This is a genomic window from Corallococcus llansteffanensis, assembly GCF_003612055.1.
Lineage (GTDB): Bacteria > Myxococcota > Myxococcia > Myxococcales > Myxococcaceae > Corallococcus > Corallococcus llansteffanensis.
Genome location: NZ_RAWB01000002.1, coordinates 31756 through 53165, shown reverse-complemented (window position 1 = coordinate 53165; position 21410 = coordinate 31756). Strand labels below are relative to the sequence as shown.

Sequence of the window (21410 nt, the reverse complement as noted above, 5' to 3'; positions counted from 1 at the left end):
AACCTGGCGGGACACCGTCGCCGCGTTCGTGGCCGAGGCGCACCGGCTCTCCACCGTGACGACCGAGGTGTCGGACGCCCTGGCGGCGGATGCCGTCGCGGCGGCGGGGGACGCGGAGATCGCCAGCCTGGAGGCGCAGATCAACTCGACGCTGGAGGCCATCGACCAGGATTGCCAGACCATCGCGAAGGGGCTGTCCGGCACGGACAAGGCGTTGGTCCAGCTGGCCATCAAGATGCTCAACTGCGAGGACTCCCCCCTGGCCGCGGCGAAGGCCTTCGTGGGCATCATCGTGAGCACGGCGAACACCAGCGGTTCCACCATCGCGGCGCAGAACGATGTGGAGCGGCAAATCCAGACGCTGACCACGCTCTACTCGGAGTTGAACCCGCTGCTCGCGGAGGCGGCGGTGGCGCAGACGGCCTCGCAGGAAGCCGCGCTGATGGCCCAGAGCACCACCCGCATGCAGCAGGCGGCGAACGACGTGGGGCGCGCCTGGGCGGCCTTGAGCCAGGGCTTCAATTCCCTCTCGAAGGCGCTCCAGCAGGGCAACCCCCTGCCGCCGCTCGCGCCCGTCCTGAGCGGAAACAAGGCGGGTGGCAATTCCTGCTCGACGACTGCACGGGCTGGCAGAAGGTGGGATTGTTCCCCGTGGTGCTCCTCCAGCCGACGACGGGCGTCGCCGCCTGAAGTCCGTGGGATCGGCCTCCTGCCCACTGCGTGACACCTGCCCTGTGGGCCAGCGTCCCCCTCTGGAGGTGCCGGCTAGGGTGCCTTCGCGCGGAGCCGGGCCGCCGGCTGTCGCCGGGAGGCACGCGGCTCCCGGGGGAGGTCTTCCGTGTCCGTGCTCTCGGAGTTCAAGCAGTTCGCGCTGAAGGGCAACGTGGTGGACCTGGCGGTGGCGGTGGTCATCGGCAATGCGTTCACCGCCATCGTCAACGCCGTGGTGTCGGACCTCGTGATGCCGGTGGTGGGGCTGGTGCTGCCGGGCGGGGACTGGCGCGAGGTCACCGTCACGCCGTTGCAACTGCGCGTCGGCCACCTGCTGGGCGCCATGCTGGACTTCCTCATCATCGCCCTGGTGCTGTTCCTCGTGGTGGTGAAGATGAGCAAGCTGTGGAGTCGTAAGGAGGCGCCGCCTCCGCCCTCGACGCGGGTCTGTCCGGAGTGCCGGGAGGCCATTCCCCTGGAGGCACGGCGCTGTCGGGCGTGTACGTCCGTACTGGAGCCCCTGGCGTCCACCTCCGCCTGAGCGTTGAGCGCCTGGAGACACGACACCGCCGGGCCCCCCGTGAAGGAGGACCCGGCGGCGGAATGCGACGCTTCAGCGGGGACTACCGGCCGGTGCGCTCGTCCACGGTGAGGCAGGGCTCCATCTTCTCGGGGGCGACGAGGAAGAGCTCCTCACGGCCCAGGTCCTGGGAGAGGCCCGGCGCGGCGAAGCCAATCTGGCCACCGCCGTCATACGCGAGGGCCAGCCAGTCGTGCTGCGACGCGGGGAACACGTTGTTCGCGGCGCCGGAGCGGTTGAAGTCCAGGGCGTAGGACGCGGCCTGGATGCTCCCATTGTTGTTGAAGTCCAGGTTGACGCTCGCGTTGCCAGTGACCTGGACGTTGTTGAAGCGAAGCCCGCTGATCTTGGCCAGGTCCGCCTCGGTGGTCGGGGCGACGGGCGCGAAGGCGGAGGCCTCGTTGACGGACGCCTCGCTGACGGAAGCGACGCGCACGCGCGAGTAGTCGAGCACGTTGTTCAAGCCGCCGATGCCGAAGCCATAGAACTGGTACTCGTAGTTCATGATGCTCAGGTAGTTGGGCTTGTAATTGCTGTCATCGTTTCCGCCGTGGCGCAGGCCGATGTTGTGCCCCAGCTCGTGCATGAGGGTGCCGGCCAGCTGCAACTCCGTGCCACCCCCGATGAAGCCCAGCGTCACGATGAAGTCATGCGCGGGAATGCCGCGCGAGATGCCGCTGGAGTTTCCGCCAGCGTACCGGTTCGCGAACAGCATGTAGTGGAAGTAGGGCGCGCGGAGCGCGGCGAAGTACTTCCCCTTGATGACGTCGAAGTCCGTCCAGACGGGGTTCAGGTCCGAGTCCGCGTCCGCCGCGGCGATCTGCTGGTCCACCACCACGTGCAGCGTGATGCCCGTGGAGCCATCCGGGTTCGACACCGGCGCATTGGCGAAGGCCGTGATGACGCGGTTCAGCATCGCCTGGGTCGGCTGGAGCCCCGGGTAGTAGTCCGCCTCGATGAAGATGTCCTTCCTGCGCGCGTTCGTGCCGAGGGCCGTCAGGTCCAGGCCTCCTCCGAAGCCGAACGACTCCGCGTAGTCGTTGAGCCGGTCCCCGTCCGTGTCGGGGTTGTTGGGGTTGGTGCCCAGCAACGTCTCCACGGCGTCGCAGACGGCGTCGCCATCCGTATCGGGGAGAAGCGAGCAGGCGGGGATTGGGAGGGGGATGGCCGTTGCCACTTCCACGCCCTGCTGGGTGCTGGCCAACTCCGTCTCCGGGAGCGCGGTGCCGCCACACCCGTTCAAACCCAGGAGCGCGACGGAAGCGGACAGCAGGGTCTTGTGAAGCTTGGACATGGGAATCCTTTTGCTTGCAAAGGATTGGCTTCGCGCCAACCGCTGCCTTCTTTGCATTCATCAGGTTTTTCTGGCTGTTCTAATTTTACTGACTTGACCGGATTCAGGCAGGAATTGAATGAAGTCCTGAAGCCTTGGCGGTTTTTGCCTGGATGGCGGTAATCCGAGGCGTGTCCCCTCATCTTCAAAAAGGCGCCGGGCTGCACTAGAAGACGCTCCAGGTCCCTGGAGTCCCCGCGCATGCTGCCGCCCACTGCCCCCCGACGTCGTCGCGAGCCCCAGGAGCCGCCCCGCTCCTGGTGGTGGCGGTTGCTGGACTTCCTGGAGCTGTCCAGCCCCGAGACGTGGTGGGGCCTCGGGCTCGTGTTCGGCCTGCTCGTCGTCGGCTTCTGGCCGCTGTTGCTGCTGGCGGTCCTGGACGTGAGCGGGACGACCCGCAAGGTGCTGGTCGCCCTGGGGCCCGTGTCCATCTGCCTGGGGTTCGCCGGACTGATCCTGGTGTGTGGCTACCGGTATGGCGAGTCGCTCAGGTGGTCGCGCCGCCAGACCTGGGGGCTCGCCGCGCTGTTCCTGGGCCTGGGCCTGCTGGGTGGCCTGGGGCTGTGGTTCAGCGAAGGCTGACGGTGAGGCGGGGGAGGGGACGAAGCCCTTCCCCCGAGGCGCCTCAGCCCTGCTCCGCGCCCTCGAAGGTGACCTTCGCCTTGTTCATGACGTGCTCCACGGCGAGCAGGTACCAGCCCAGCTCGGTCAGGCGCTGGGTCGTCTCCCGCGTCTCCCGCAGGGCGGCGTGCGCGTCCTGCGCGCTCAACCCGAAGGGCTCCACGTGGTCGCGGATCAGCTCCTCGAGTTTCTCCGGGGTGAGCTGCAGCTTCTCCGCCTCGGTGACGGCCTTCAGCACGATGCCGATGTGCAGCCGGCGTTCGACCTCCGCGCGCGTGGTGGGGTCCGTGAGCCAGCCCTGGAACGCCTCCTGCTGCTCCTCGACGTCGAACTGGTGCTCGAGCATGGCCTGGCCCTCGGCCTGGACCCAGCGGCGGCGGAGCTCCTCGTCCACCAGCGCCTGCGGCAGCTCCACCGGCGCGCGCCGGGCCAGCTCGTCCAGCACCATGTCCTGGGCCTGCACCCAGAGCTGCGCCGCGAGCTCGTCCTCCAGCTCCTCGCGCAGGTGGTCCATGACCTCTTCCAGGGTGCTGCCCATCCCCAGCTTCGCCAGGAACTCGGGGGAGCTCTCCGGCAGCAACGTCACCTGGCGGGCGGCCACGACGTCCACCAGGAAGCGCGCGGGCTTACCCTGGAGGTGCTCCACCGGGTAGTCGGCTGGCAGATCGAGGGCGATCTGCATGGACCCGCCCACCTTGCCACCCTCCGCCACGCCCTCGCAGAACCCGGGCAGCGCCTCGATGGGCGCCAGCTCCGTCGTCATGCCGAAGCGCGCGGAGAAGGGGATGAGCGTCCCATCGCAGTAGCCCACGACGTTGAGCTGGACGTCGTCGCCCAGCTCCAGCGGCTCTCCCGGAAGACGCTCGCGCTGGGTGGCCAGGGCCCGGCGCTTCTCGTGGAAGCTGCGCAGCAGATCCTCCTCGGTCAGGTCGTCCGGGGTGGGGACGCGCACGGAGAGCCCCGTCAGGGAGGGGGCTGTCACACCGGGGAGCTTGAGCGACTCGGCGGAGGCGGTGGTCATCACCGGGCTCAGCTTGAGAAGGCGCTCGACGCCCCCAGCAGGTCCTGGATTCCCTTGCTTGATGCTCACGAATGCTCCCGGAAGATAGGGGTGCCCGCGTCCGCGCCAATGGGGAACAAAGCGACGGCTCGGCATGGACCTAGGCTTAGTCCAGCCGAGCCGCTCTGACAAACCGCGAAAGGATGACCGCGCTTCTTATTTAGAAGAAGGCGCCCACGATGCTGGACACCGTGGAGACCGCGGCGCCGATCTGGCTGACCACCGGGATGTTGGTGGCCGCGGCGATGGAGCCCACCGCGGTGATGACCGACGTCACCTTCTTGCCCGTGCTCGCGTTCTTGTCCATCAGCGTCGCGCCCGCGTTGGCCACGTCGATGGCCGCGATGGCGACGTTGACGCCCGGAGCGAACCGGCCCAGCGTCTTGGCGGCGGTGCCCGCGGCGGCCTTCGCGCCCGCCTTGAGGGCGACCTCACCGGCCTCGCGGCCCACCGTGGACAGCGCGGCCTTGGCGGCGGAGCGCGTGCCGCTGCCCAGGATGTTCTTGGCCAGGGTGCCGCCCGCCTTCGCGGCGTCCCCCGCGGCGGTGGTGATGGCCCGGCTCACGGCCTTCTTCGCGCCGCCCTCGAAGATGCCCTTGGTGGCGGCGTTCTTGACGGCCTTGAGCACGTCGTCGCCGGCGTTGGGGAGGGCCTTCTTGAAGGCCTCGGCGGCCTTCTTCCCGGCGTCCAGCTTGCCCTTCATGATGGTGCCGCCCAGCACGCCGCCCATCACCTTGCTGCCGACGATGCCGCCCGTCGCGGCGCTGACGGTGGCCTTGGCCGCGTCCAGGGACGACCGCGTGGCCTTGATGATGTCGTCCTTGCTGCCCGAGCGGATGGCCTGGCGGACGTCCTTGAAGGCCGTGGCGCCAGCCATCGCCGCGCCGGGGATGCCCGCGTAACGCATGGCGGCGCCCATGTTCGCGCCGAACTTGGTGAGGCCCTTGAAGGTGCCCTGGGCGAAGGTGGGGTTGCGGACGAAGTCCAGGTTCGTCTTCCCGAGGATCCCCTGCGCGCCCTTCGAGACGTTCTTGATCTGCTGGAAGGCGTCCTTGCCGAAGTTGACGGCCTTCGTGGCCTGGGTGGCGACCGCGACCCCGCCCTTGATGACCGACTTGTTTTCCTCAACCGTCTTCTGGACGGTCTGGACGGTCTTCTGGACGTTGGTGCGGACGGTGTTGAAGGTCTTCTTGATGTCGGGGAAACCCATGGGGGGCCTCACAAAGAATGGAATGGATGGAACCTGCCCTGATTATCGGCACGAACGTGCGCGAGTTGCGTAGGGCAGGCCCCATTTTCCGCTCCGCGCGGGCGGGGCGCAGTCAAGGCGCCAAGCCCTTGGAATCATTGCATTTTCTTGTGAGGGGGTCCGCTCGCACGGCGAGCAGGCCTCCACGAAAGGGTGAGGCACCTCGGGCGGAAGGCCACGAGGTGCCTCGGGACGGCTTCACGGGAACGTTTCAGTAGAGGCACTTCAGCGTCGAGGGGTCGCACTCGAGCCCGGTGTTGCAGTACTTGAACTCGCAGCACGTCTGCTTGAAGCCACCACAGCCCGGGAGCACCTGGGCGGAGGTGTCGCCCGACACGGACTCCGTCGTGGGCGCCTGGGCCTCGGTCGAGACGCCTTCCGACTGCTCGATGTCCGTCGTCTCCGCTCCACCACAGGCCAGGGCCAGGGCCAGACCCATCACAGCGAAAGCACTCTTCACGATCCGCGGCATCATCGGGAGCTCCTCTCGGTGGGAACTGCGTCTGACTGAATATCGGAAGTGGGGATGCTCTTGCAATTCATGGTCAAAGCCTCCTGCCAGCCCAATCCTCCGCCCCAGTCATCTTCCTGGCATGAGTGAGCGTGCCGCGCCCGTGGAGATTGATTTACTTGAACGGGTGGCGAATCCACGTCGTGCGCTCGACTTCGTGGAGTATCGCGCTGCGCTTTCCGGTGAAACAGGGTTCTTTCTTGTTCAGGTGGTCGTGCCGCCCCAGCCCGAGGCGCGAATCGTCCGAACAAACGATCCGGTCGTTCTCCGGGTCCACCCGCGCCGCGAATTTCACGAACCAGGGGAACCCGTCGAGCGCGTAAAGCTTGTCATCAATCCTGGCGACAAGCCAGAGCTTGTAGCTGTCGTATCCCTCGACCCAGAAGAGCGTCTCCGGCTTGTTCTTGTTCCGGTTGAGTTTGTCCTTGGCATGCTCCGTGGGGTCCACGGTGCTGGCCAGGAACTTCTTCTCGAACCCGTTGGGACCGCAGCGTGGCGCATCGTTGAAGTAGACTTCGATGTCTTCCTCATGTGCTTGCGTGCTCGTGTGCTGGGGTCCTGAATAGAAGGGCACGTCGCTTTCGTCCTGATCATCGAAACCATCCCAGCACGGGACACGCGTGGGCTTCTGCGTCAGCACCGACCTGACCGTGGAGTTGTAGTAGTAGGATTTCCGGGACGTGTAGACCGTGTTGGAGGCCCCCAGCACCACAGGGCGTTCGTCGTCCTCGCTCGCTCGCGCGAACTCCACGGTCGCGCGAATACTGATGTTCGGGCTCGACACGACCACGTAGCGGTAGTCGTCATCCTCCTGGAAATCAGCCTCCGTCGCGGCGAGGACGTTCTCGGGTTTGCCGTCGACGAACGCCTCGTTCGTGCCGTCGACCTTGTACTCCCAGGTCCAGCCAAAGACGATTCCGTCAATTTTCTTCTTTTGCATCTGGACCTGGTCCCTTGTGCCGCGGCTGGGCTTGCCCCGGGGGTACGTGGACACGGGGAAGCCGCAAACATAGCGATGAGACGGCGGCGGGGTGGCATAGAACTTCTGGCCCTCTCGCCCGTTGAGTGAACCCATGACCTTCCACGTCCCGCGTGCCTTGCGCGTGCTCCTGCCCCTGGGGTTCGCCGCCCTCCTCGTGCTGCTGTCGCCCCGCGTCCTCGCGGCCCGGGCCACCACCCGCTCCCTGGGCGGCGCGAACCGGTACCTGACCCATGTCACCACCGACAAGCCGCTCTACCGGCCCGGGGAGCAGGTGCTGGCGCGGGGCCTGGTGCTGGACGCCCTGAGCCGCAAGCCGTACGCGGGCTCGCTCCAGGCGCAGCTGGAGGTGCGGGGACCCAGGGGGGACATCATCACCACCAGCAGGGTGGCCACGGCGGACGCCGTCTGGGGCTACTCCTGGCCCATCCCCGCCGGTCAGCCCGGTGGCGAGTACACCCTGCGCGTCACCTACCCGTGGACGGGCGCGGCCCCCGCGGAGCGGAAGTTCGACGTGCGCGCCTACCGGGCCCCCCGGCTCAAGTCGCAGATTGAATTCCTCCGGGACGGCTACGGGCCGGGTGACACCGTCACCGCCACGCTGGACGTGAAGCGCGCGGAGGGCGGCGTGCCCGAGGGCGCGAAGGTGATGGCCACCGCGCTCGTCGACGGCGCCACCGCGGCGCAGGTGCCGTGCACGGTGGACGGGAAGGGGCGCTGCACGGTGCGCTTCGCGCTGCCGGCGGCGATGGAGCGCGGCGAGGGCACGCTGGCCTTCACCATCGAGGACGGGGGCGTGGTGGAGTCGGCGGCGAAGACGATTCCCATCCTCCTCCAGACGCTGGACCTCACCCTGTACCCGGAGGGTGGCGACCTGGTGGCGGGGCTCGCCTCGCGCGTCTACTTCGAGGCGCGCACGCCCGCGCGCAAGCCGGCGGACCTGGTGGGCCGGGTGGTGGAGGTGGGCACCGGCCGGGTGGTCGCCCGGGTGCGCTCGGAGCACGAGGGCCGTGGCCGCTTCGAGCTGACCCCGCAGGCGGGGGTGCGGTACGCGCTGCGCATCGACTCGCCGTCGGGCATCCAGAAGAGCTTCCCGCTGCCGGAGGTGAAGCCGAGGGGCGCCGTCCTCGGCGTGCGCGAGGACGTGGTGCCCGCCGGCCGGATGGTGCAGCTTGCCGTGGGCCTGTCCGGCGTGGGCCGCGCGACGGTGACGCTGAGCCAGCGCGAGGTGCGCGTCGCCTCGGCGGTGCTCGAATCCGCGCAGGGCGGGCCGGTGACGTTGGACCCTGGCGAGGCGGATGGCGTGCTCGTCGCCACGGTGTGGGACCACGACGGGCGGCCGCTCGCGGAGCGGCTGGTGTTCCGTCAGCCCTCGAAGGAGGTGACGGTCGAGCTGAAGGCGGACCGCAAGCGCTACGTGCCCGGCGGCCCGGTGCAGCTCACGGCCCGGACGACGCGCGACGGCCAGCCGATCTCCGCGCTGGTGATGCTCACCGTCACGGATGACGCGGTGCTGGAGCTCCAGGAGAAGCGCGACCAGGCGCCGCAGCTCCCGGTCATGGTGCTGCTGGAGCCCGAGGTGAAGGAGCTGGCCGATGCCCAGCTCTACCTCGACGCGAAGAATCCGAAGTCGAAGCTGGCGGTGGACCTGCTGCTGGGGACGCAGGGCTGGCGGCGCTTCGCGCTGACGGACACGCAGGGCTTCCTCGCCCGGCATGGTGACGCGGCGATGCGTGTGCTCGCGGTGCGCTGGCCGCAGGAGCCCGTCCAGAGGCCCCGGCCGTCCACCCGCGGGGGCGGACGAGGAGACGCCTTCGCTGGCGTGAAGAGTGCGCCCGGGCTGGCGCAGCCCATGGGGGACGCGGAGGTCGCCGACGACAGGGCGGCCGGCCTGGCCGTGGGCGGTGTGCTCCCCGGCATGGCCAATGGCGTCGCGGCGGCTCCGGCGGCTCCGGAGCTGCGGGCCCAGGCTCCCGAGGCTCCGGCTCCCGACGCTCCGGCCGCGGTGGCCCCGGAGCCCGTGCTCCAGGCGAAGGAGGAGGAGGCGGCGGTGATGGGGAAGATCGCCCAGCGCGCGAAGCGGGACATGAGCTTCGCTGACAAGCATGCCCTCATGGGGCAGATGGTCTATCTCCGCGAGTTCGCGCACACGGCGCGGCCGAACCGCAAGACGGGGGACCGGGTCGACTTCGCGGAGACGCTCTACTGGAACGCCGGGGTGCGCACGGATGCCCGCACCGGCGAGGCGCGGGTGTCCTTCGCGATGAGCGACTCGGTCACGACGTTCAAGGCGTTCGCGGGGGCGGTGGGCGGCGACGGCGCGCTTGGCTCGGCGGTGGCGGAGCTGGAGTCGGTGCAGCCGTTCTACGCGGAGCCCAAGCTGCCCCTGGAGGTGACGTCGGGAGACGTGGTGCGGCTGCCGGTGGCGCTGGTGAACGGGACGGAAGGAAGGCTTGCGGGGGCGGGCGTGAAGGTGGAGCTGAAGGGGGACGTGAAGGTCACCGGCGGGCGCGCGTTGGACCTGGCGTCGCAGGCGCGGGCCCGGCAGCTCTTCTCGCTGGAGATTGGCCAGGAGGCGCGGCCGGTGGACGTGAAGCTCACGGCGAGCGCGGGCGAATACACGGACGTCGTCACCCGCACGCTGTCCATCAAGCCCCGGGGCTTCCCGGGCCGCGTGTCCTTCGGCGGGCTGCTGTCGGCGAAGGGGCCGGCGGCGCACCGGGTGGTGCTCCCCCAGAGCGTGGTGCCCGGCAGCGTGCGGACGTCCATCGCCGTGTACCCGGGTCCGCTGGCCAACATGACCGAGTCGCTGGCCCGCCTCATCCAGGAGCCCTCCGGCTGCTTCGAGCAGACCAGCTCCACGACGTACCCGATGACGATGGCGCAGCAGTACTTCCAGACGCACACCGGCGTGAATCCCGAGCTGGTGGCGAGTGCTCGCGAGAAGCTGGAGCGGGGCTACCAGCGGCTGGTGGGCTACGAGACGTCCGAGAAGGGCTACGAGTGGTTCGGGCAGAACCCGGGCCATGAGGCGCTGACCGCGTTCGGCCTCTTGCACTTCACGGACATGCGCCAGGTGCGCGAGGTGGACACCGCGATGCTGGAGCGCACGCGCGAGTGGCTCCTCCAGCAGCGGGACGGGCAGGGCGGCTTCAACCGCAAGCGCCGCGCGCTGCACGTGTGGGTGGAGGACGCGGATACGTCGAACGCGTACATCCTCTGGACGCTGCTGGAGAGCGCGGGACAGCCGGCCTCGCAGGCGAAGGAGCTGTCGCGCGAGGTCGCCTCGCTGAAGGCCGCGGCGGCGAAGAGCACCAACAGCTACGTGGTGGCGCTGGCGGCCAATGCGATGGCGCTCGCCGGTGACACTGCTGAAGCCCGGGCGCTGATGGGCCGGCTCGCTTCCCTGCAGGGGAAGGACGGCGTGGTGGGCGGCGCGACGCAGTCCATCGTGGGCAGCTCGGGGGAGACGCTGAACATCGAGACCACCGCGCTGGCGACGCTGGCGTGGATGCGCGATCCCTCCCACGTGGGGAACGTGGAGCGCGCGATGAAGTTCCTCGCGGAGTCCAGCGACGGTGGCCGCTACGGGGCGACGCAGAGCACGGTGCTCGCGCTGCGCGCCATCATCGCCTACGACAAGGCGCGCGCGTCGAAGCTCACCCCGGGCCTGGTGCGCGTCTACGTGGAGGGCCGCCCGGTGGGCGAGCCGGTGCGCTTCGACGGCTCCACCCAGGAGGCGCTCAAGCTGCCCGACGTGAGCGCGCTGCTGGGGCCGGGCGAGCGCCGCGTGGAGCTGCGGATGGAGGGCGGCGCGGAGCTGCCGTACTCGGTGGAGGTCACCTACAGCGCGCTCGTGCCGGACAGCTCGAAGGACACGTCGGTGGCGCTGGAGGTGACGCTGGCGAAGACGGACCTCACCGAGGGCGAGCCCACCGAGGCGCGGGTGGTGATGATCAACCGCACGGGCCAGCGGCTGCCCACGGCGGTGGCCATCTTCGGCGTGCCGGGCGGGCTGGAGGTGCGGCATGACCAGCTCAAGGAGCTGGTGAAGCGGCAGGTGGTGGATGCGTACGAGGTGCTCGGGCGCGACGTCGTCCTGTACTGGCGCGGCATGGAGCCCCGCAAGCGCATCGACGTGCCGCTGTCCCTGGTGGCCGCGGTGCCCGGCACGTACACGGGCCCGGCCAGCCGCGCGTACCTGTACTACGCGGACGAGCACAAGACGTGGAACGAGGGCGTGAAGGTCTCCATCGCCCCGAAGCCGTAGCCGCGCCGTAGCCGCGTGAGTCGCGCGCAGCCTCACCGCGACTCACGCGCAGCGTGCTGACACCCTGCGTTGATGTCGCTCTTTGACGCGTGAGGCCATCGCCTGTCTTTTTGACAAGGCTGTCAGGCGGGTGCTACCCGTAGATGAAAGATGAATCGGCTTTCATCTTTGAGGATCACTCACATGAAGAAGACGCTTTTGTCCGCGATGACGCTGTGCACGCTGGGGCTCTCCGGTTGTGGGGACGACACGACGGATCCGCCGGTGGACACCAAGCCCAAGCTGGACAGCCAGTCGAACATCCTCGCGTTCCTGGAGGGCAAGACGCTCGTCATGACGGGGGACAACATCCCCAGCCACCCGCTGTCGCTGGACGAGGACATCAACTGGGGTTCGGCCAGCCAGTGCTTCCAGACGGTCACCATCTCCGTGGGCGGCAACAACTTCCACGTGAACAGCGTCCCCGGCACCCTCCGCAACTCCCCGGGGGTCGGCCAGCCCGGCAGCACCTGTGACCATGCCGCGGCGCAGAACGCGCTGGTGTTCGACTCCAAGGCCGTCACCCTGACCAACATCGCGGCGGACGGGAGCTGCTTCGAGGTCCTCGTCGACTACGGCAGCTTCAAGCAGGAGGGCCGCGCGCGGTTCTCCGAGGACACGAAGAAGCTCTCCATGGAGCTGTACTTCGAGGCCAAGGCCACCGGTTGGCACTGCGCCGACGGCGCGGTGGGGGCGAAGTCCATCAGCACCTCCGGCCAGGCCTTCACCGGCAACGCGGTGCAGGTCTACGAGATCAGCGGCTAGGTCGCACGGTGGCGGTGGGCGCAAGCCGCGCCCGCCGTCCTTCCCTCCGGATGTGCCCCGCGTGCGGGGTCGAGGTGCGTATGACGGCAGGGTGGTTGGGTGCGGCAGGCAAGGTGATGCGCCGGGGCGCGGCGATGCTCGCGCTCGGCCTGGCCGGGCTGTCGCTGCCGGCGGCGGCGCAGACCGCGACGGTGCCGGGCCTCTATTACGGCGACTGGTTCGACGAGGAGGACCGTGAGGAGGATGCGAAGCCTCGCGAGTTCATCCTCATCAACTACTTCTTCACCCGCCTGTCGCTGACGAACAGCGTGGGCGACCCCGCCGGCCTCAAGGGCGTGTCGCTGGGGCCCATCGGCTCGCTGTCCGGCAGCTCCGTCCGCGTGGAGCCGGGGCGCTCGGCGTTCTACGTCGAGCAGCGCTGGATTCCCGTCCTGGAGTACAGCCCCTCCTTCGCGGACGGGCTGGCGTCCTTTCGCGCCCAGTTCGAGGTGGACTACCTCTGGGGACGTGCCGCCAATGCCTCGCAGCAGAACGAGGGCGGCGGCTTCAACGCCGACCAGGTCAACATCCAGACGAAGAACGTCAACGTCGCGCTCTACCCCACGCGCAACCCCGCCCGGCTCACGCTGCTCATCGGCACGCAGCCCGTCTACGACTCCATCTTCGACCCGACGCGCACGCCGCTCAATGACATCATCCGCACGGGCTACAAGCTGGCGTTCCTGGGCAGCGACGCCACCGGCCTGACGCTCTTCAGCAACTACAAGGGCCTGTCCAAGCTGAGCCTGCTGCCGCTGGGCAGCGCGCAGTCGGACAAGGCCACGAAGGATGACCCCCGCCTGAAGTTCGTCTACCTGCTCACGGCGGACTACGCGTATCCGGTGCAGCCCGGGACGAACGTGGGCCTGTCCGCGTGGTACCTGCGCGACGACACCAAGGGCGACGCGTATGCCTTCGAGGGCATCGTGAAGAGCGGCCCGTCCTCCACGGGGCTCAGCCCGTTCGTGGGCACGCCCCGCTTCAACATCGAGCGGCCCACCGGCAACGTCTTCTGGCTCGGCGCCAACTTCCACCACAACATCGACTTCCGCGCGGGTCGCCTCGGCGCCTCCGGCTTCGTCATGTACAACGGCGGCAGCTACACGAGCGACCGCGCGGACACCACGTTCAACAAGAAGGTCGACATCTCCGGGCTGTCCGCCAACCTGGAGGTGCTCTACCAGTGGGGCCGCGGCCCGTCGGACCTGGTGACGCTGGAGGGCATGTTCACCACCGGCGACAGCAACCTCGATGACGGCCGCTACACCGGCGCCTTCACGCTCAACCAGTATGGCCTGCCCGGCTCGGTGTGGTTCGACCACAAGATGCTGCTGCTGTTCCCCTTCACCAGCACCGTGAACAACTACACGGGCGCGGTGACGGACATCTCCAACCAGGGCTACGGCCTGCGCACCGGCATCGCGAGCGCGGCGTGGGACATCGTCCCCAACAAGCTCAACCTCAAGGTGGCCACGGGGCTGGCCAACGCGGGGGCCACGCCGCCGCGCTGGGCTACGGACGTGCGGCGAGGACGCTTCATTGGCGCCGAGGTGAACGCGGAGGTGCGCTACACCATCCGCTACCTCATGACGGTGGGCGTGCACGCCGGCTACCTGTTCCGCGGCAGCTTCTACGACGGTTCCACGACGGTGAAGGGCAACCCCTTCGCTGCCTTCACCACCTTCACCTGGTACGCGTTCTGACCATGAGCACCTCCCGCGCCCTCAAGGCCCTGCTGCTCGCGGCGGGGCTCGCCTCCTCCCCTGGCTGCGTGCGCTCGTATGCCAGCGCGCCGCCGCTGGCGTTCCAGGACCTGGACTACTCGTCGGCCGGGGCGAAGACGCCCTGGCCGTTGAAGCGCATGGCCCTGCCGAAGACGGCCGCCACCTACGGCATGACGCGCGTGCCGGAGGTGGCCTTCGTGGAGCTGCCCGCCGCGCCCGGTGCGCGCACGGTGGTCCTCATCCATGGGCTGGGCAGCTACCTGAAGTTCTGGCGGGCGCAGATCGACACGCTCAGCCGCGCTGGCTACCACGTCGTCGCGGTGGATCTGCCGGGCTATGGCAAGTCCGACAAGCCGGGCTCCTTCCCGTACACCATGGAGGCCATGGCGGACGCGGTGCGCGAGCTGACGCAGGGACTGGGCGTCGAGCACCCCATCCTCATCGGCCACTCCATGGGCGGACAGACGGCGCTGTCGTACGCCATCCGCTACCCGAGCGAGCCCGCCGCGGTGGTGCTGGTGTCGCCCGCGGGCTTCGAGAAGTTCTCCCCGAAGGAGAAGGCCTGGTTCACGCGGGTGATGAGCACGGAGCTCATCAAGTCCGCGCCGGAGTACGGCGTCTGGGGCAGCGTGCGGCAGGCCAACTTCCAGAACTGGCGGCCGGAGCTGGAGTGGCTCATCGAGGAGCGCGTGCGGCTGGCGAAGTCGCCCGGGTTCGACGCGTATGCCTATGCCAACGTGCGCTCGGTGACAGGGCTCGCCCACGACGACTTCGTGCGCGACAACCTCCACCGCATCACCGCCCCCACCGCCATCATCTTCGGCGAGTCGGACCGCCTGATTCCCAACCCGTTCATGCACGGCGGCTTCCCGCGGGACATCTTCGAGTACGGCCACGCGCACATCGGAGGCTCGAAGCTCGTGGGGCTGGAAGGGTGCGGCCACACCGTGCAGCTCGACTGCCCGGAGCCGTTCAACGCCGCGTTGCAGGCGTTCCTCGGGAGCGTGCCGGAGTCGCGCACCGTGGCTCCGCCTCCGTCGGTGGGACCCGAGGCCTCCCCGAAGACGCCACCGTCTCCCCCGCAGGTGCCCGGCCCCGTGGACGCGGTCCCTCCCGCGACGCCGGATCGGCAGGGGCCTCCCTCGCCCGTGCTGCCTCACGCCCCGTGAGGCAGGCGTCCCCGGGAGGTGGCGCCGGGCTGCCCGGGCGCTACTTCCGCGCGGGCTTCGGCGCGTCCGCGGGCGGCGCCTTGGGGAAGGCGAGGTAGCCCTTCTCGGTGTACCAGGCGAGCACCTCCACCTGCAGCCGGCCCGCCTTCACCATCGGGTCCTGCTCGGCGAGCTGCCGCGCCTCCTGCTTCGTGTCCGTGCGGTAGATGCACGCGCCGCGCATGCCCACGTCGTCCTGCTCGTCGAAAGGGCCCGCGAGCACCATCTTTCCGCTCTCCCCCATGCGGTTGAGGTGCGCGATGTGCTCGGCCTGCAGCTTCTCGAGCGCCGCGGGCTCCATCTTGGGGGCGTTGGGCGCGCGCTTGAGCAGGACGAGGTAGTGCTTGTCGAACTCGAACTTCTTCACGGCCGGGGCCGCGGGCTTCGGGGCCGGCGTGCTCGGCGCGGCAGGGGTGGCGGAGAGGGCGAGCAGCAGCAGCGTGGTGGTGAGGGGCATGGTGCGGGCCACGCTAGGGGAGCGGCCCGACATCGCGCCACCTTCCGGCCTTCCCCGTGGGCCCTCATCGCCACGTCGCAGGCCCCCGGCGCCTTCAGGGCTCCGGGGGCCTGGGATGCTGCCTACTGCCCCAGAACGACGCGGAAGATCTTCTCGTTGCTGTTGTCGGGGATGCTGTCCTTGTCGCCCTGGTTGGTGGTGGTCATCCACAGGTTGCCATCGGGGGTCGGCTCGACGGTGCGCAGCCGGCCGTAGGTGCCGACGAAGAACTGCTGCACGTTGGTCAAGCTGGAGCCGCTGATGACCTCGCGGTAGAGGCGTGAGCCGCGGGCGCAGGCCACGTAGAGGACGTCGCGGACCACCGCGATGCCGGAGCAGGAGCCTTCCGACGTGGGGTAGGTCTGCTTCGGGGCGATGTACCCGGCCGTCGCGCAGCCCGAACCGCCCTGGGACACCGTCCCCTCACAGTTCGGCCAGCCGTAGTTGCCGCCCTTCTGGATGAGGTTGGTCTCGTCCATCACGGAGTTGCCGAACTCCTGCTCCCAGAGGCGGCCCTGGGAGTCGAAGGCCAGCCCCTGCGGGTTGCGGTGGCCGTAGCTCCACACGTAGTTGCCGAAGGGGTTGTCGGACGGGACCGTGCCGTCGGTATTGAGGCGCAACACCTTGCCGGCCAGGTTGTTGGTGTCCTGCGCGTAGGCGCCGTTCTGGGCATCTCCGGTCGACGCGTAGAGCTTCCCGTCCGGCCCGAAGCGCAGGCGCCCGCCGTTGTGGAACTTGTTGCGGCCGATGCCCTGGAGCAGCACCTGGAGCGAGGCGGTGTTGAGGGCGCCGTTCTCGTACCGCAGGCGCACGATGCGGTTGTCGGTGGGGGAGGTGTGCATCACGTACAGCCAGCGGTCGGTGGAGAAGGAGGGGGAGACGGCCAGCCCCATCAGCCCGCCCTCGCCGTCGGTGCTCTGCACGTTGGGGATGGTTCCCACCGACGTCTTCTGGCCAGTCGCCGGGTCCAGGCGAACGATGTTCTGCGCGTCCCTGCGGCCGTAGAGCACCGAGCCGTCCGGCAGGTTCACCAGGCCCCACGGGATGTCCGTGTCGGTGGCGACCTGGGTGACGGAGCAGACGGCGTTCGTGCAGGCCTGGCCGGTGGTGACCGTCACGGCCGAGCTCTGGGCGGACGCATTGCCCTGCGCGTCACGGGCGAGCACGGCGTAGGTGTAGGCCGTGGTCGGGGAGAGGCCGCTGTCGACGAAGGTCGTCCCGGGCGGCGAGCCGGACACCGTTCCAATCTTCACGCCCCCTCGGAACACGTCGTACGCGGTCACGCCCAGGTTGTCGGTGGACGCGGTCCAGCTCACGGTGACGCTGGTGCCCAGGGCGGTGGCGGTGACGCCGGTCGGGACGCTGGGAGGCTGGGTGTCCACCTGGCACGGCGGCGGGGTGATGGAGAGCGTGGCGCTGCCCTGAGAGACATTGCCCGCCGCGTCCCGCGCGTTCACGTACAGGCCCCAGGTCGCGCCGGGGACCACGGTCAGCCCGGTGGACACCGTGGCGCCGGAGACGGTCTTCATGAGCTGGCCGTCGTGGTAGACGTCATAGAAGGCGACCCCCTGGTTGTCCGTGGACGGCGACCACGTGAGCGTGGCCGAGTTGCACGTCACGTTGGACAGGGTGAGCCCCGTGGGCACGGTGGGGGCCTGGGTGTCGGCCGGAAACGACCACTGCTGGTTCGTCTGGCCGTTGCAATTCCAGACGACCACCGGCGAGCTGTTGGCGGTGGCCTGTCCGGACACGTCGAGGCACAGCGAGGACGCCGTATGGACCACGGCACCATTGGCGTTGCGGACCCACCGCTGGTTCGCTGCCCCGGTGCAGGCGCCGATGACCGCGCTGGCCCCGGCGCTGGCGGTCGCGGGCTGGATGCACCAGGCGCCGTCGAACACGCGCAGCTCGCCCTCGGGCGTGAACAGGAACCGCTGGTTCGCCTGCCCGTGGCAGTCGTAGATGTGGAGCACCTGCCCCGGCGTCTGGCTGTTCTGGGCCACGTCGAGGCAGCGGCCGGACTGCACGCCGATGAGCCGGGTGCCCGCGGTCACCGCGGCAGCTTGCGTTGGGAGTTCGGGGTCGTTCTCTGGCTTCTCTCCACAAGCGGTGACGGCGACGAGGAATACGGCCAGTCCAGTGCGGCGAACTACGACGGACAGCTGACGGACATTCACTGAGACGCTCCTTTGCGTGTCACCTCTTTCCCGGTATTCGGGGTTGGGCTCAAGCAAACTTTGTGGGCCGCATCGGCGGGTGTTGAACCCCAAGCAGCAGGCGCTCACAGGCTCACGCCCCTTTTGCGTCCCTCCTGGACGTCAGGCAGGCGGGATGGCGGAGCAACCTCCGTCCCTCGGGACGCTTCACGCGGAGGGGTGGGCGGGGCAAGCTGTCCTGCGTGTCACGTCGCTCCAGGCTGGGCCTCACACTGCTGCTCTCGGTGCTCCTGCACGCGGCGCTCTTGTTCGCGCTGTCGCGGGTCCCGTCCGTCCGGCCTCCGAGGCCGGCGTCGCGTGAGGTCGTGGAGTTCGACATCCGCCAGGTGCCCGAGAAGCCGACGGTGCCGGCCGTCCCCCGTCCGACGGCACGACCGCCTGCCCAGGTGACTGCTCCTCCCTCGCGCCGTGGGGAGCGCCCGGCTCCTTCGACGCCGGAGACCCCCGCCCCCCAGGTGGCGACCGCGCCACCGGCAGGGGAGTCCGGCCAGGAGGACCCATCGGTTCGGGAGAAGCCCCTGTCCGAGGACACGCCCCTTGCGTCGGCGGAGCGGCCCATCCTGGTGCCGGGACATCTCCTCGGAGAAGGGCTGACGGGCCAGCCGCGCTCGACGGGACGGACCCTGCGCAACACGGGCGAGGTCCCCGATCCGAAGGCCGTCGCGCGCCAGCAGGCGGAAGAGGCGCGCGTGAAGGTGGACGGGTGGGCCCGGGACTCGCTGGCGGAAGCGCGGGCGGAGCGCGGGGCTCCCTCTCCCTACTTCGCGAAGCTCCAGAAGGACTTCACGAAGAAGCTGGTCGACCCGCCCCCGCCGGACCTGAAGGTGCTCTCCTCGCGGATGAAGCGCGAGCAGGTGGAGGCCATCCAGCGCTTCGGCAAGACGGGCAGCCCCTATGCCTCGAAGCAGCGCGACCAGCGCCTGGAGCAGCGCAACCGCTTCCAGGCCGCCGTCGAGGCCGGACGCGCCGCGAACATGTACATGGTGGACGTCACCGAGCCCATCCTCGCCCTCGCCGCCGTCGTGGAGGTCCGCCAGGCCCGCGATGGGAAGGTGCTGGAGTTGGAGGTCATCGAGGGCTCGGGGGACTCGAAGTTCGACGACTGGGCCGTCTCCCAGCTGCGCGAGGCGCTCGCCAGCGCGGAGGCCCCCCAGGACGGAGGCGTGGGCATCCACGATGAGGGGATGCGCAGCCGCTGGCGACTCAAGGAGTTCCTCGGGAACCCGAGGGTGCAGATCCACCTGATTGGCGTGTACTGACCCCGAAGGAGTGCCTCGGGTCAGGTGTCGCCGCGGTGTGCGTACACGGGCGTGCCGCGCGGGGACGTGCCCTCGGTGGCGTGGCCTTCCTTCACCCAGTACTCGATGCCGCCAATCATCTCCTTCACGCGAAAGCCCAGCGCGGCGAAGCGGGCGGCCGCCTTGGTGGACCCGTTGCAGCCCGGGCCCCAGCAGTAGGTGATGATGACGTCGTCCTTGCTCAGGTGCGCCGTCGTCTCCGCGCTGAGGGTCCGTGTCGGGAGGTTGAGCGCGCCGGGCACGTGGCGCTCGGCAAAGGCCTCCTTCGTGCGCACGTCCACCACGACGAAGCCCTTCTTGCCGCGCTCCAGGTCCAGGTGGACGTCGGCCGGGTCGGTCTCCACGGACAGCTTCGCGAGGAAGTGACGCCGGGCCTCCTCGGGGGGCGCGGCCGGCGTTTCGAGGACGAAGGAGAACGGCGTGGCGGAAGCAGTCATGACGGGACCTCCAGTGACTTCGACACGCGGGAATGTGCCTTCGAAGTGGTCCGGCGGATAGCTCCATTCTGGCTCCTGGGCCTGGGCCATTATGGGCGGGGCGCCGGTTGCCGGGGCGCCCGGGCCCTGGCTTCATGGGGGCATGCCGAAGCGGGCCGCCGGAGTGTCCCTGCCGTTCCTCCAGCCGGAGACCGGAGGGAGCGGATCCCTCCACCGACAGCTCTATGAGCGGCTGCGGGAGGCCATCCTCTCCGGTGCGCTCGCGCCGCGCAGCCGGCTGCCCTCCACGCGCACGCTGGCGCGCGAATGGGGCGTCTCCCGAGGCACCGTGGAGGGGGCCTTCTCCCAGTTGGATGCGGAGGGCTTCCTGGAGCGGCGCGTCGGCTCCGGCAGCGTGGTGGCACTGCCCGAGCATGCCCGGCTGCCCCGGAGCATCACCGCCGCTCCCGCGCGTCGCAGCGGCCCGCTGTCCCGGCCGGGGCTGTCCCGCCGGGGGCAGCGCCTGTCCCGCGACGTGCTCCCGCCGGAGCCCCGCGACGTGCAGCCCTTCACGCCCTGCCTGCCCGCGTTGGACCTCTTCCCCACGCACCTGTGGGGCCGCGCGGTGGCGAAGCAGGCCCGGCAAGGCGGGCCCGGGCTGATGACCGCGGGCGAGCCGGCGGGGTTCCGGCCGCTGCGAGAAGCCATCGCCGCGCACCTGGGCACGGCGCGGGGGGTGCGCTGTGGATGGCGACAGGTGCTGGTGCTCTCCAGCACGCAGCAGGCGCTGGACCTCTGCGCGCGGCTGCTCCTGGACGAAAGGGAGGGCGTGTGGCTGGAGGAACCCGGCTATCTCGGTGCGCGGGCCGCGTTCGAGTCCGCGGGGGCGCGCGTGTATCCCGTCTCGGTGGACACGGAGGGGCTCCGGGTGGACGTGGGCACCGCGCGGGCTCCGAAGGCGCGGCTGGCCTATGTCACGCCTTCGCACCAGTACCCGCTGGGCGTGACGCTGAGCCTGCCGCGACGGCTGGCGCTGCTGGAGTGGGCCCGGGCCGCGCGTGCGTGGGTGTTCGAGGACGACTACGACAGCGAGTTCCGCTACGCCACGAGGCCCCTGGCGGCCATCCAGGGATTGGACGTGGCGGGGCGCGTCCTCTATGCGGGCACCTTCAACAAGGTGATGTTCCCCTCGCTGCGGCTCGCCTTCCTGGTCGTCCCGGACGCGCTGGTGGAGCCCTTCACCGCCGCGAGGGCCGCCACGGATGGGTATGCGCCGCTGCTGTCCCAGGCGGCGATGGCGCACTTCATGGAGGCGGGGCACTACGCCGCGCACCTGCGACAGATGCGGCTGGCCTATGCGGAGCGGCGGGATGCGCTGCTGGATGCCCTGCGGCGTGAGGCGGAAGGGTGGCTGCGGCCCGGAGCGGCGGAGGCGGGCATGCACGTCACGGCTTTTCTCGCTCCCGGCTGGCAGGACGGGGACGTCGTCCAGCGCACCGACACGAAGCGGCTCGGGGCCCGCCGGCTGTCACCGCTCTACCTGGGGCGGCGTGGGGAACAGGGGCTCGTGCTGGGGTTCTCGGGGGCGAGCCCCGCGGGACTGCGCGCCGCGGTGCGCGCGCTCTCGCGGCTCAAGGGCTGAGTGAGGGCTTCGCGGAAGGCGATGAATCCGGTCGCTCGGGTCTGTCAATGCGAGCCACGGACGTGAGCGTCCACCCGTCCACAAGAGTCGGTGCATCTCATTGAGCTCCTGCCCTCGCCGGGCCAGCCCGACAGGTCGCCGGTGCGTGCCCGTGTTCAGCAGGAGCAGGCATGGAACCATGCTTCGCCTGAGAGCATCGTCGACCCGGACCGCATGCATTGGGATTGGGCCTCCCCGCGTCCCGCTCGGACGC

17 protein-coding genes are annotated in these 21410 nt (G+C 69.5%); 9 read left to right on the top strand and 8 right to left on the bottom strand.

All coding sequences use genetic code 11. The features are described 5' to 3' along the window. Window positions 1-28: 28 nt before the first annotated feature. The gene (locus D7V93_RS46355; protein ID WP_244237034.1) at window positions 29-724 is read left to right on the top strand and encodes a hypothetical protein; all 696 of its coding nucleotides are present in this window, start codon (window positions 29-31) and stop codon (window positions 722-724) included. 114 nt (window positions 725-838) lie between these two features. After that, window positions 839-1252, top strand: coding sequence for a large conductance mechanosensitive channel protein MscL (mscL, locus tag D7V93_RS00445; RefSeq protein ID WP_120641423.1), 414 nt, complete (start codon window positions 839-841; stop codon window positions 1250-1252). An 82-nt stretch (window positions 1253-1334) separates the two neighbouring features. Here mscL and D7V93_RS00440 read toward each other — a convergent pair whose 3' ends face one another. After that, window positions 1335-2585 carry a hypothetical protein gene (locus D7V93_RS00440; protein WP_120641422.1) on the bottom strand — a complete coding sequence of 417 codons (1251 nt, stop codon included), beginning with the start codon at window positions 2583-2585 and terminating at the stop codon, window positions 1335-1337. Between the two features lie 240 nt (window positions 2586-2825). On the opposite strand from D7V93_RS00440, the gene D7V93_RS00435 reads away from it, so the two are divergent. Continuing rightward, the gene (locus D7V93_RS00435) at window positions 2826-3206 is read left to right on the top strand and encodes a hypothetical protein (RefSeq protein ID WP_120641421.1); all 381 of its coding nucleotides are present in this window, start codon (window positions 2826-2828) and stop codon (window positions 3204-3206) included. Window positions 3207-3249: 43 nt separating this feature from the next. Here the strand turns inward: D7V93_RS00435 and D7V93_RS00430 are convergent, their stop codons facing one another. From D7V93_RS00430 to D7V93_RS00415, 4 genes are all read right to left on the bottom strand, one after another. Further along, window positions 3250-4335 (bottom strand): trigger factor, encoded by a 1086-nt coding sequence (locus D7V93_RS00430; RefSeq protein ID WP_244237033.1) that lies wholly within the window; start codon window positions 4333-4335, stop codon window positions 3250-3252. A 130-nt stretch (window positions 4336-4465) separates the two neighbouring features. Then, entirely contained in the window at window positions 4466-5515 is a 1050-nt protein-coding gene (locus tag D7V93_RS00425; protein WP_120641420.1) for a hypothetical protein, read from the bottom strand. Between the two features lie 250 nt (window positions 5516-5765). Then, window positions 5766-5993, bottom strand: coding sequence for a hypothetical protein (locus D7V93_RS00420; protein ID WP_120641419.1), 228 nt, complete (start codon window positions 5991-5993; stop codon window positions 5766-5768). Window positions 5994-6180: 187 nt separating this feature from the next. Next, window positions 6181-7140, bottom strand: a complete 960-nt coding sequence (locus D7V93_RS00415; RefSeq protein WP_147450975.1) for a hypothetical protein — start codon at window positions 7138-7140, stop codon at window positions 6181-6183. On the opposite strand from D7V93_RS00415, the gene D7V93_RS00410 reads away from it, so the two are divergent. The 4 genes from D7V93_RS00410 to D7V93_RS00395 all read left to right on the top strand — a co-directional run bounded on the left by D7V93_RS00410 (window position 7139) and on the right by D7V93_RS00395 (window position 15050). Further along, window positions 7139-11314, top strand: coding sequence for an MG2 domain-containing protein (locus D7V93_RS00410; protein WP_120641417.1), 4176 nt, complete (start codon window positions 7139-7141; stop codon window positions 11312-11314). The two genes, D7V93_RS00415 and D7V93_RS00410, sit on opposite strands and share 2 nt — an antisense overlap. A gap of 183 nt (window positions 11315-11497) precedes the next feature. Next, window positions 11498-12118: a hypothetical protein gene (locus D7V93_RS00405; RefSeq protein ID WP_120641416.1), complete on the top strand. Its 621-nt coding sequence runs from the start codon at window positions 11498-11500 to the stop codon at window positions 12116-12118. Between the two features lie 80 nt (window positions 12119-12198). Then, the gene (locus D7V93_RS00400; RefSeq protein WP_120641415.1) at window positions 12199-13860 is read left to right on the top strand and encodes a hypothetical protein; all 1662 of its coding nucleotides are present in this window, start codon (window positions 12199-12201) and stop codon (window positions 13858-13860) included. A 2-nt stretch (window positions 13861-13862) separates the two neighbouring features. Further along, window positions 13863-15050 (top strand): alpha/beta fold hydrolase, encoded by a 1188-nt coding sequence (locus D7V93_RS00395; RefSeq protein ID WP_120641414.1) that lies wholly within the window; start codon window positions 13863-13865, stop codon window positions 15048-15050. A gap of 40 nt (window positions 15051-15090) precedes the next feature. Here the strand turns inward: D7V93_RS00395 and D7V93_RS00390 are convergent, their stop codons facing one another. Both D7V93_RS00390 and D7V93_RS00385 read right to left on the bottom strand, forming a co-directional pair. After that, on the bottom strand, window positions 15091-15546 hold the full coding sequence (locus D7V93_RS00390; RefSeq protein ID WP_120641440.1) for a YciI family protein: 456 nt from the start codon (window positions 15544-15546) through the stop codon (window positions 15091-15093). Window positions 15547-15668: 122 nt separating this feature from the next. After that, window positions 15669-17762 carry a PQQ-dependent sugar dehydrogenase gene (locus D7V93_RS00385; RefSeq protein WP_120641413.1) on the bottom strand — a complete coding sequence of 698 codons (2094 nt, stop codon included), beginning with the start codon at window positions 17760-17762 and terminating at the stop codon, window positions 15669-15671. A gap of 221 nt (window positions 17763-17983) precedes the next feature. Between D7V93_RS00385 and D7V93_RS00380 the strand changes: the two genes are divergently transcribed. Further along, entirely contained in the window at window positions 17984-19060 is a 1077-nt protein-coding gene (locus D7V93_RS00380; protein WP_120641412.1) for a ferrichrome ABC transporter substrate-binding protein, read from the top strand. Between the two features lie 20 nt (window positions 19061-19080). Here D7V93_RS00380 and D7V93_RS00375 read toward each other — a convergent pair whose 3' ends face one another. Further along, window positions 19081-19536 (bottom strand): rhodanese-like domain-containing protein, encoded by a 456-nt coding sequence (locus tag D7V93_RS00375; RefSeq protein WP_120641411.1) that lies wholly within the window; start codon window positions 19534-19536, stop codon window positions 19081-19083. A gap of 142 nt (window positions 19537-19678) precedes the next feature. Between D7V93_RS00375 and pdxR the strand changes: the two genes are divergently transcribed. After that, window positions 19679-21157, top strand: a complete 1479-nt coding sequence (gene pdxR / locus D7V93_RS00370; RefSeq protein ID WP_120641410.1) for a MocR-like pyridoxine biosynthesis transcription factor PdxR — start codon at window positions 19679-19681, stop codon at window positions 21155-21157. Window positions 21158-21410 lie beyond the last annotated feature (253 nt).

What these genes read in the sequence shown, in the direction of transcription:
- D7V93_RS00440 (WP_120641422.1), bottom strand. Translation starts at nt 2,585, where the DNA reads ATGTCCAAGCTTCACAAGACCCTGCTGTCCGCTTCCGTCGCGCTCCTG.
- D7V93_RS00435 (WP_120641421.1), top strand. Translation starts at nt 2,826, where the DNA reads ATGCTGCCGCCCACTGCCCCCCGACGTCGTCGCGAGCCCCAGGAGCCG.
- D7V93_RS00425 (WP_120641420.1), bottom strand. Translation starts at nt 5,515, where the DNA reads ATGGGTTTCCCCGACATCAAGAAGACCTTCAACACCGTCCGCACCAAC.
- D7V93_RS00420 (WP_120641419.1), bottom strand. Translation starts at nt 5,993, where the DNA reads ATGGGTCTGGCCCTGGCCCTGGCCTGTGGTGGAGCGGAGACGACGGAC.
- D7V93_RS00410 (WP_120641417.1), top strand. Translation starts at nt 7,139, where the DNA reads ATGACCTTCCACGTCCCGCGTGCCTTGCGCGTGCTCCTGCCCCTGGGG.
- D7V93_RS00415 (WP_147450975.1), bottom strand. Translation starts at nt 7,140, where the DNA reads ATGGGTTCACTCAACGGGCGAGAGGGCCAGAAGTTCTATGCCACCCCG.
- D7V93_RS00405 (WP_120641416.1), top strand. Translation starts at nt 11,498, where the DNA reads ATGAAGAAGACGCTTTTGTCCGCGATGACGCTGTGCACGCTGGGGCTC.
- D7V93_RS00400 (WP_120641415.1), top strand. Translation starts at nt 12,199, where the DNA reads ATGACGGCAGGGTGGTTGGGTGCGGCAGGCAAGGTGATGCGCCGGGGC.
- D7V93_RS00395 (WP_120641414.1), top strand. Translation starts at nt 13,863, where the DNA reads ATGAGCACCTCCCGCGCCCTCAAGGCCCTGCTGCTCGCGGCGGGGCTC.
- D7V93_RS00390 (WP_120641440.1), bottom strand. Translation starts at nt 15,546, where the DNA reads ATGCCCCTCACCACCACGCTGCTGCTGCTCGCCCTCTCCGCCACCCCT.
- D7V93_RS00375 (WP_120641411.1), bottom strand. Translation starts at nt 19,536, where the DNA reads ATGACTGCTTCCGCCACGCCGTTCTCCTTCGTCCTCGAAACGCCGGCC.
- pdxR (WP_120641410.1), top strand. Translation starts at nt 19,679, where the DNA reads ATGCCGAAGCGGGCCGCCGGAGTGTCCCTGCCGTTCCTCCAGCCGGAG.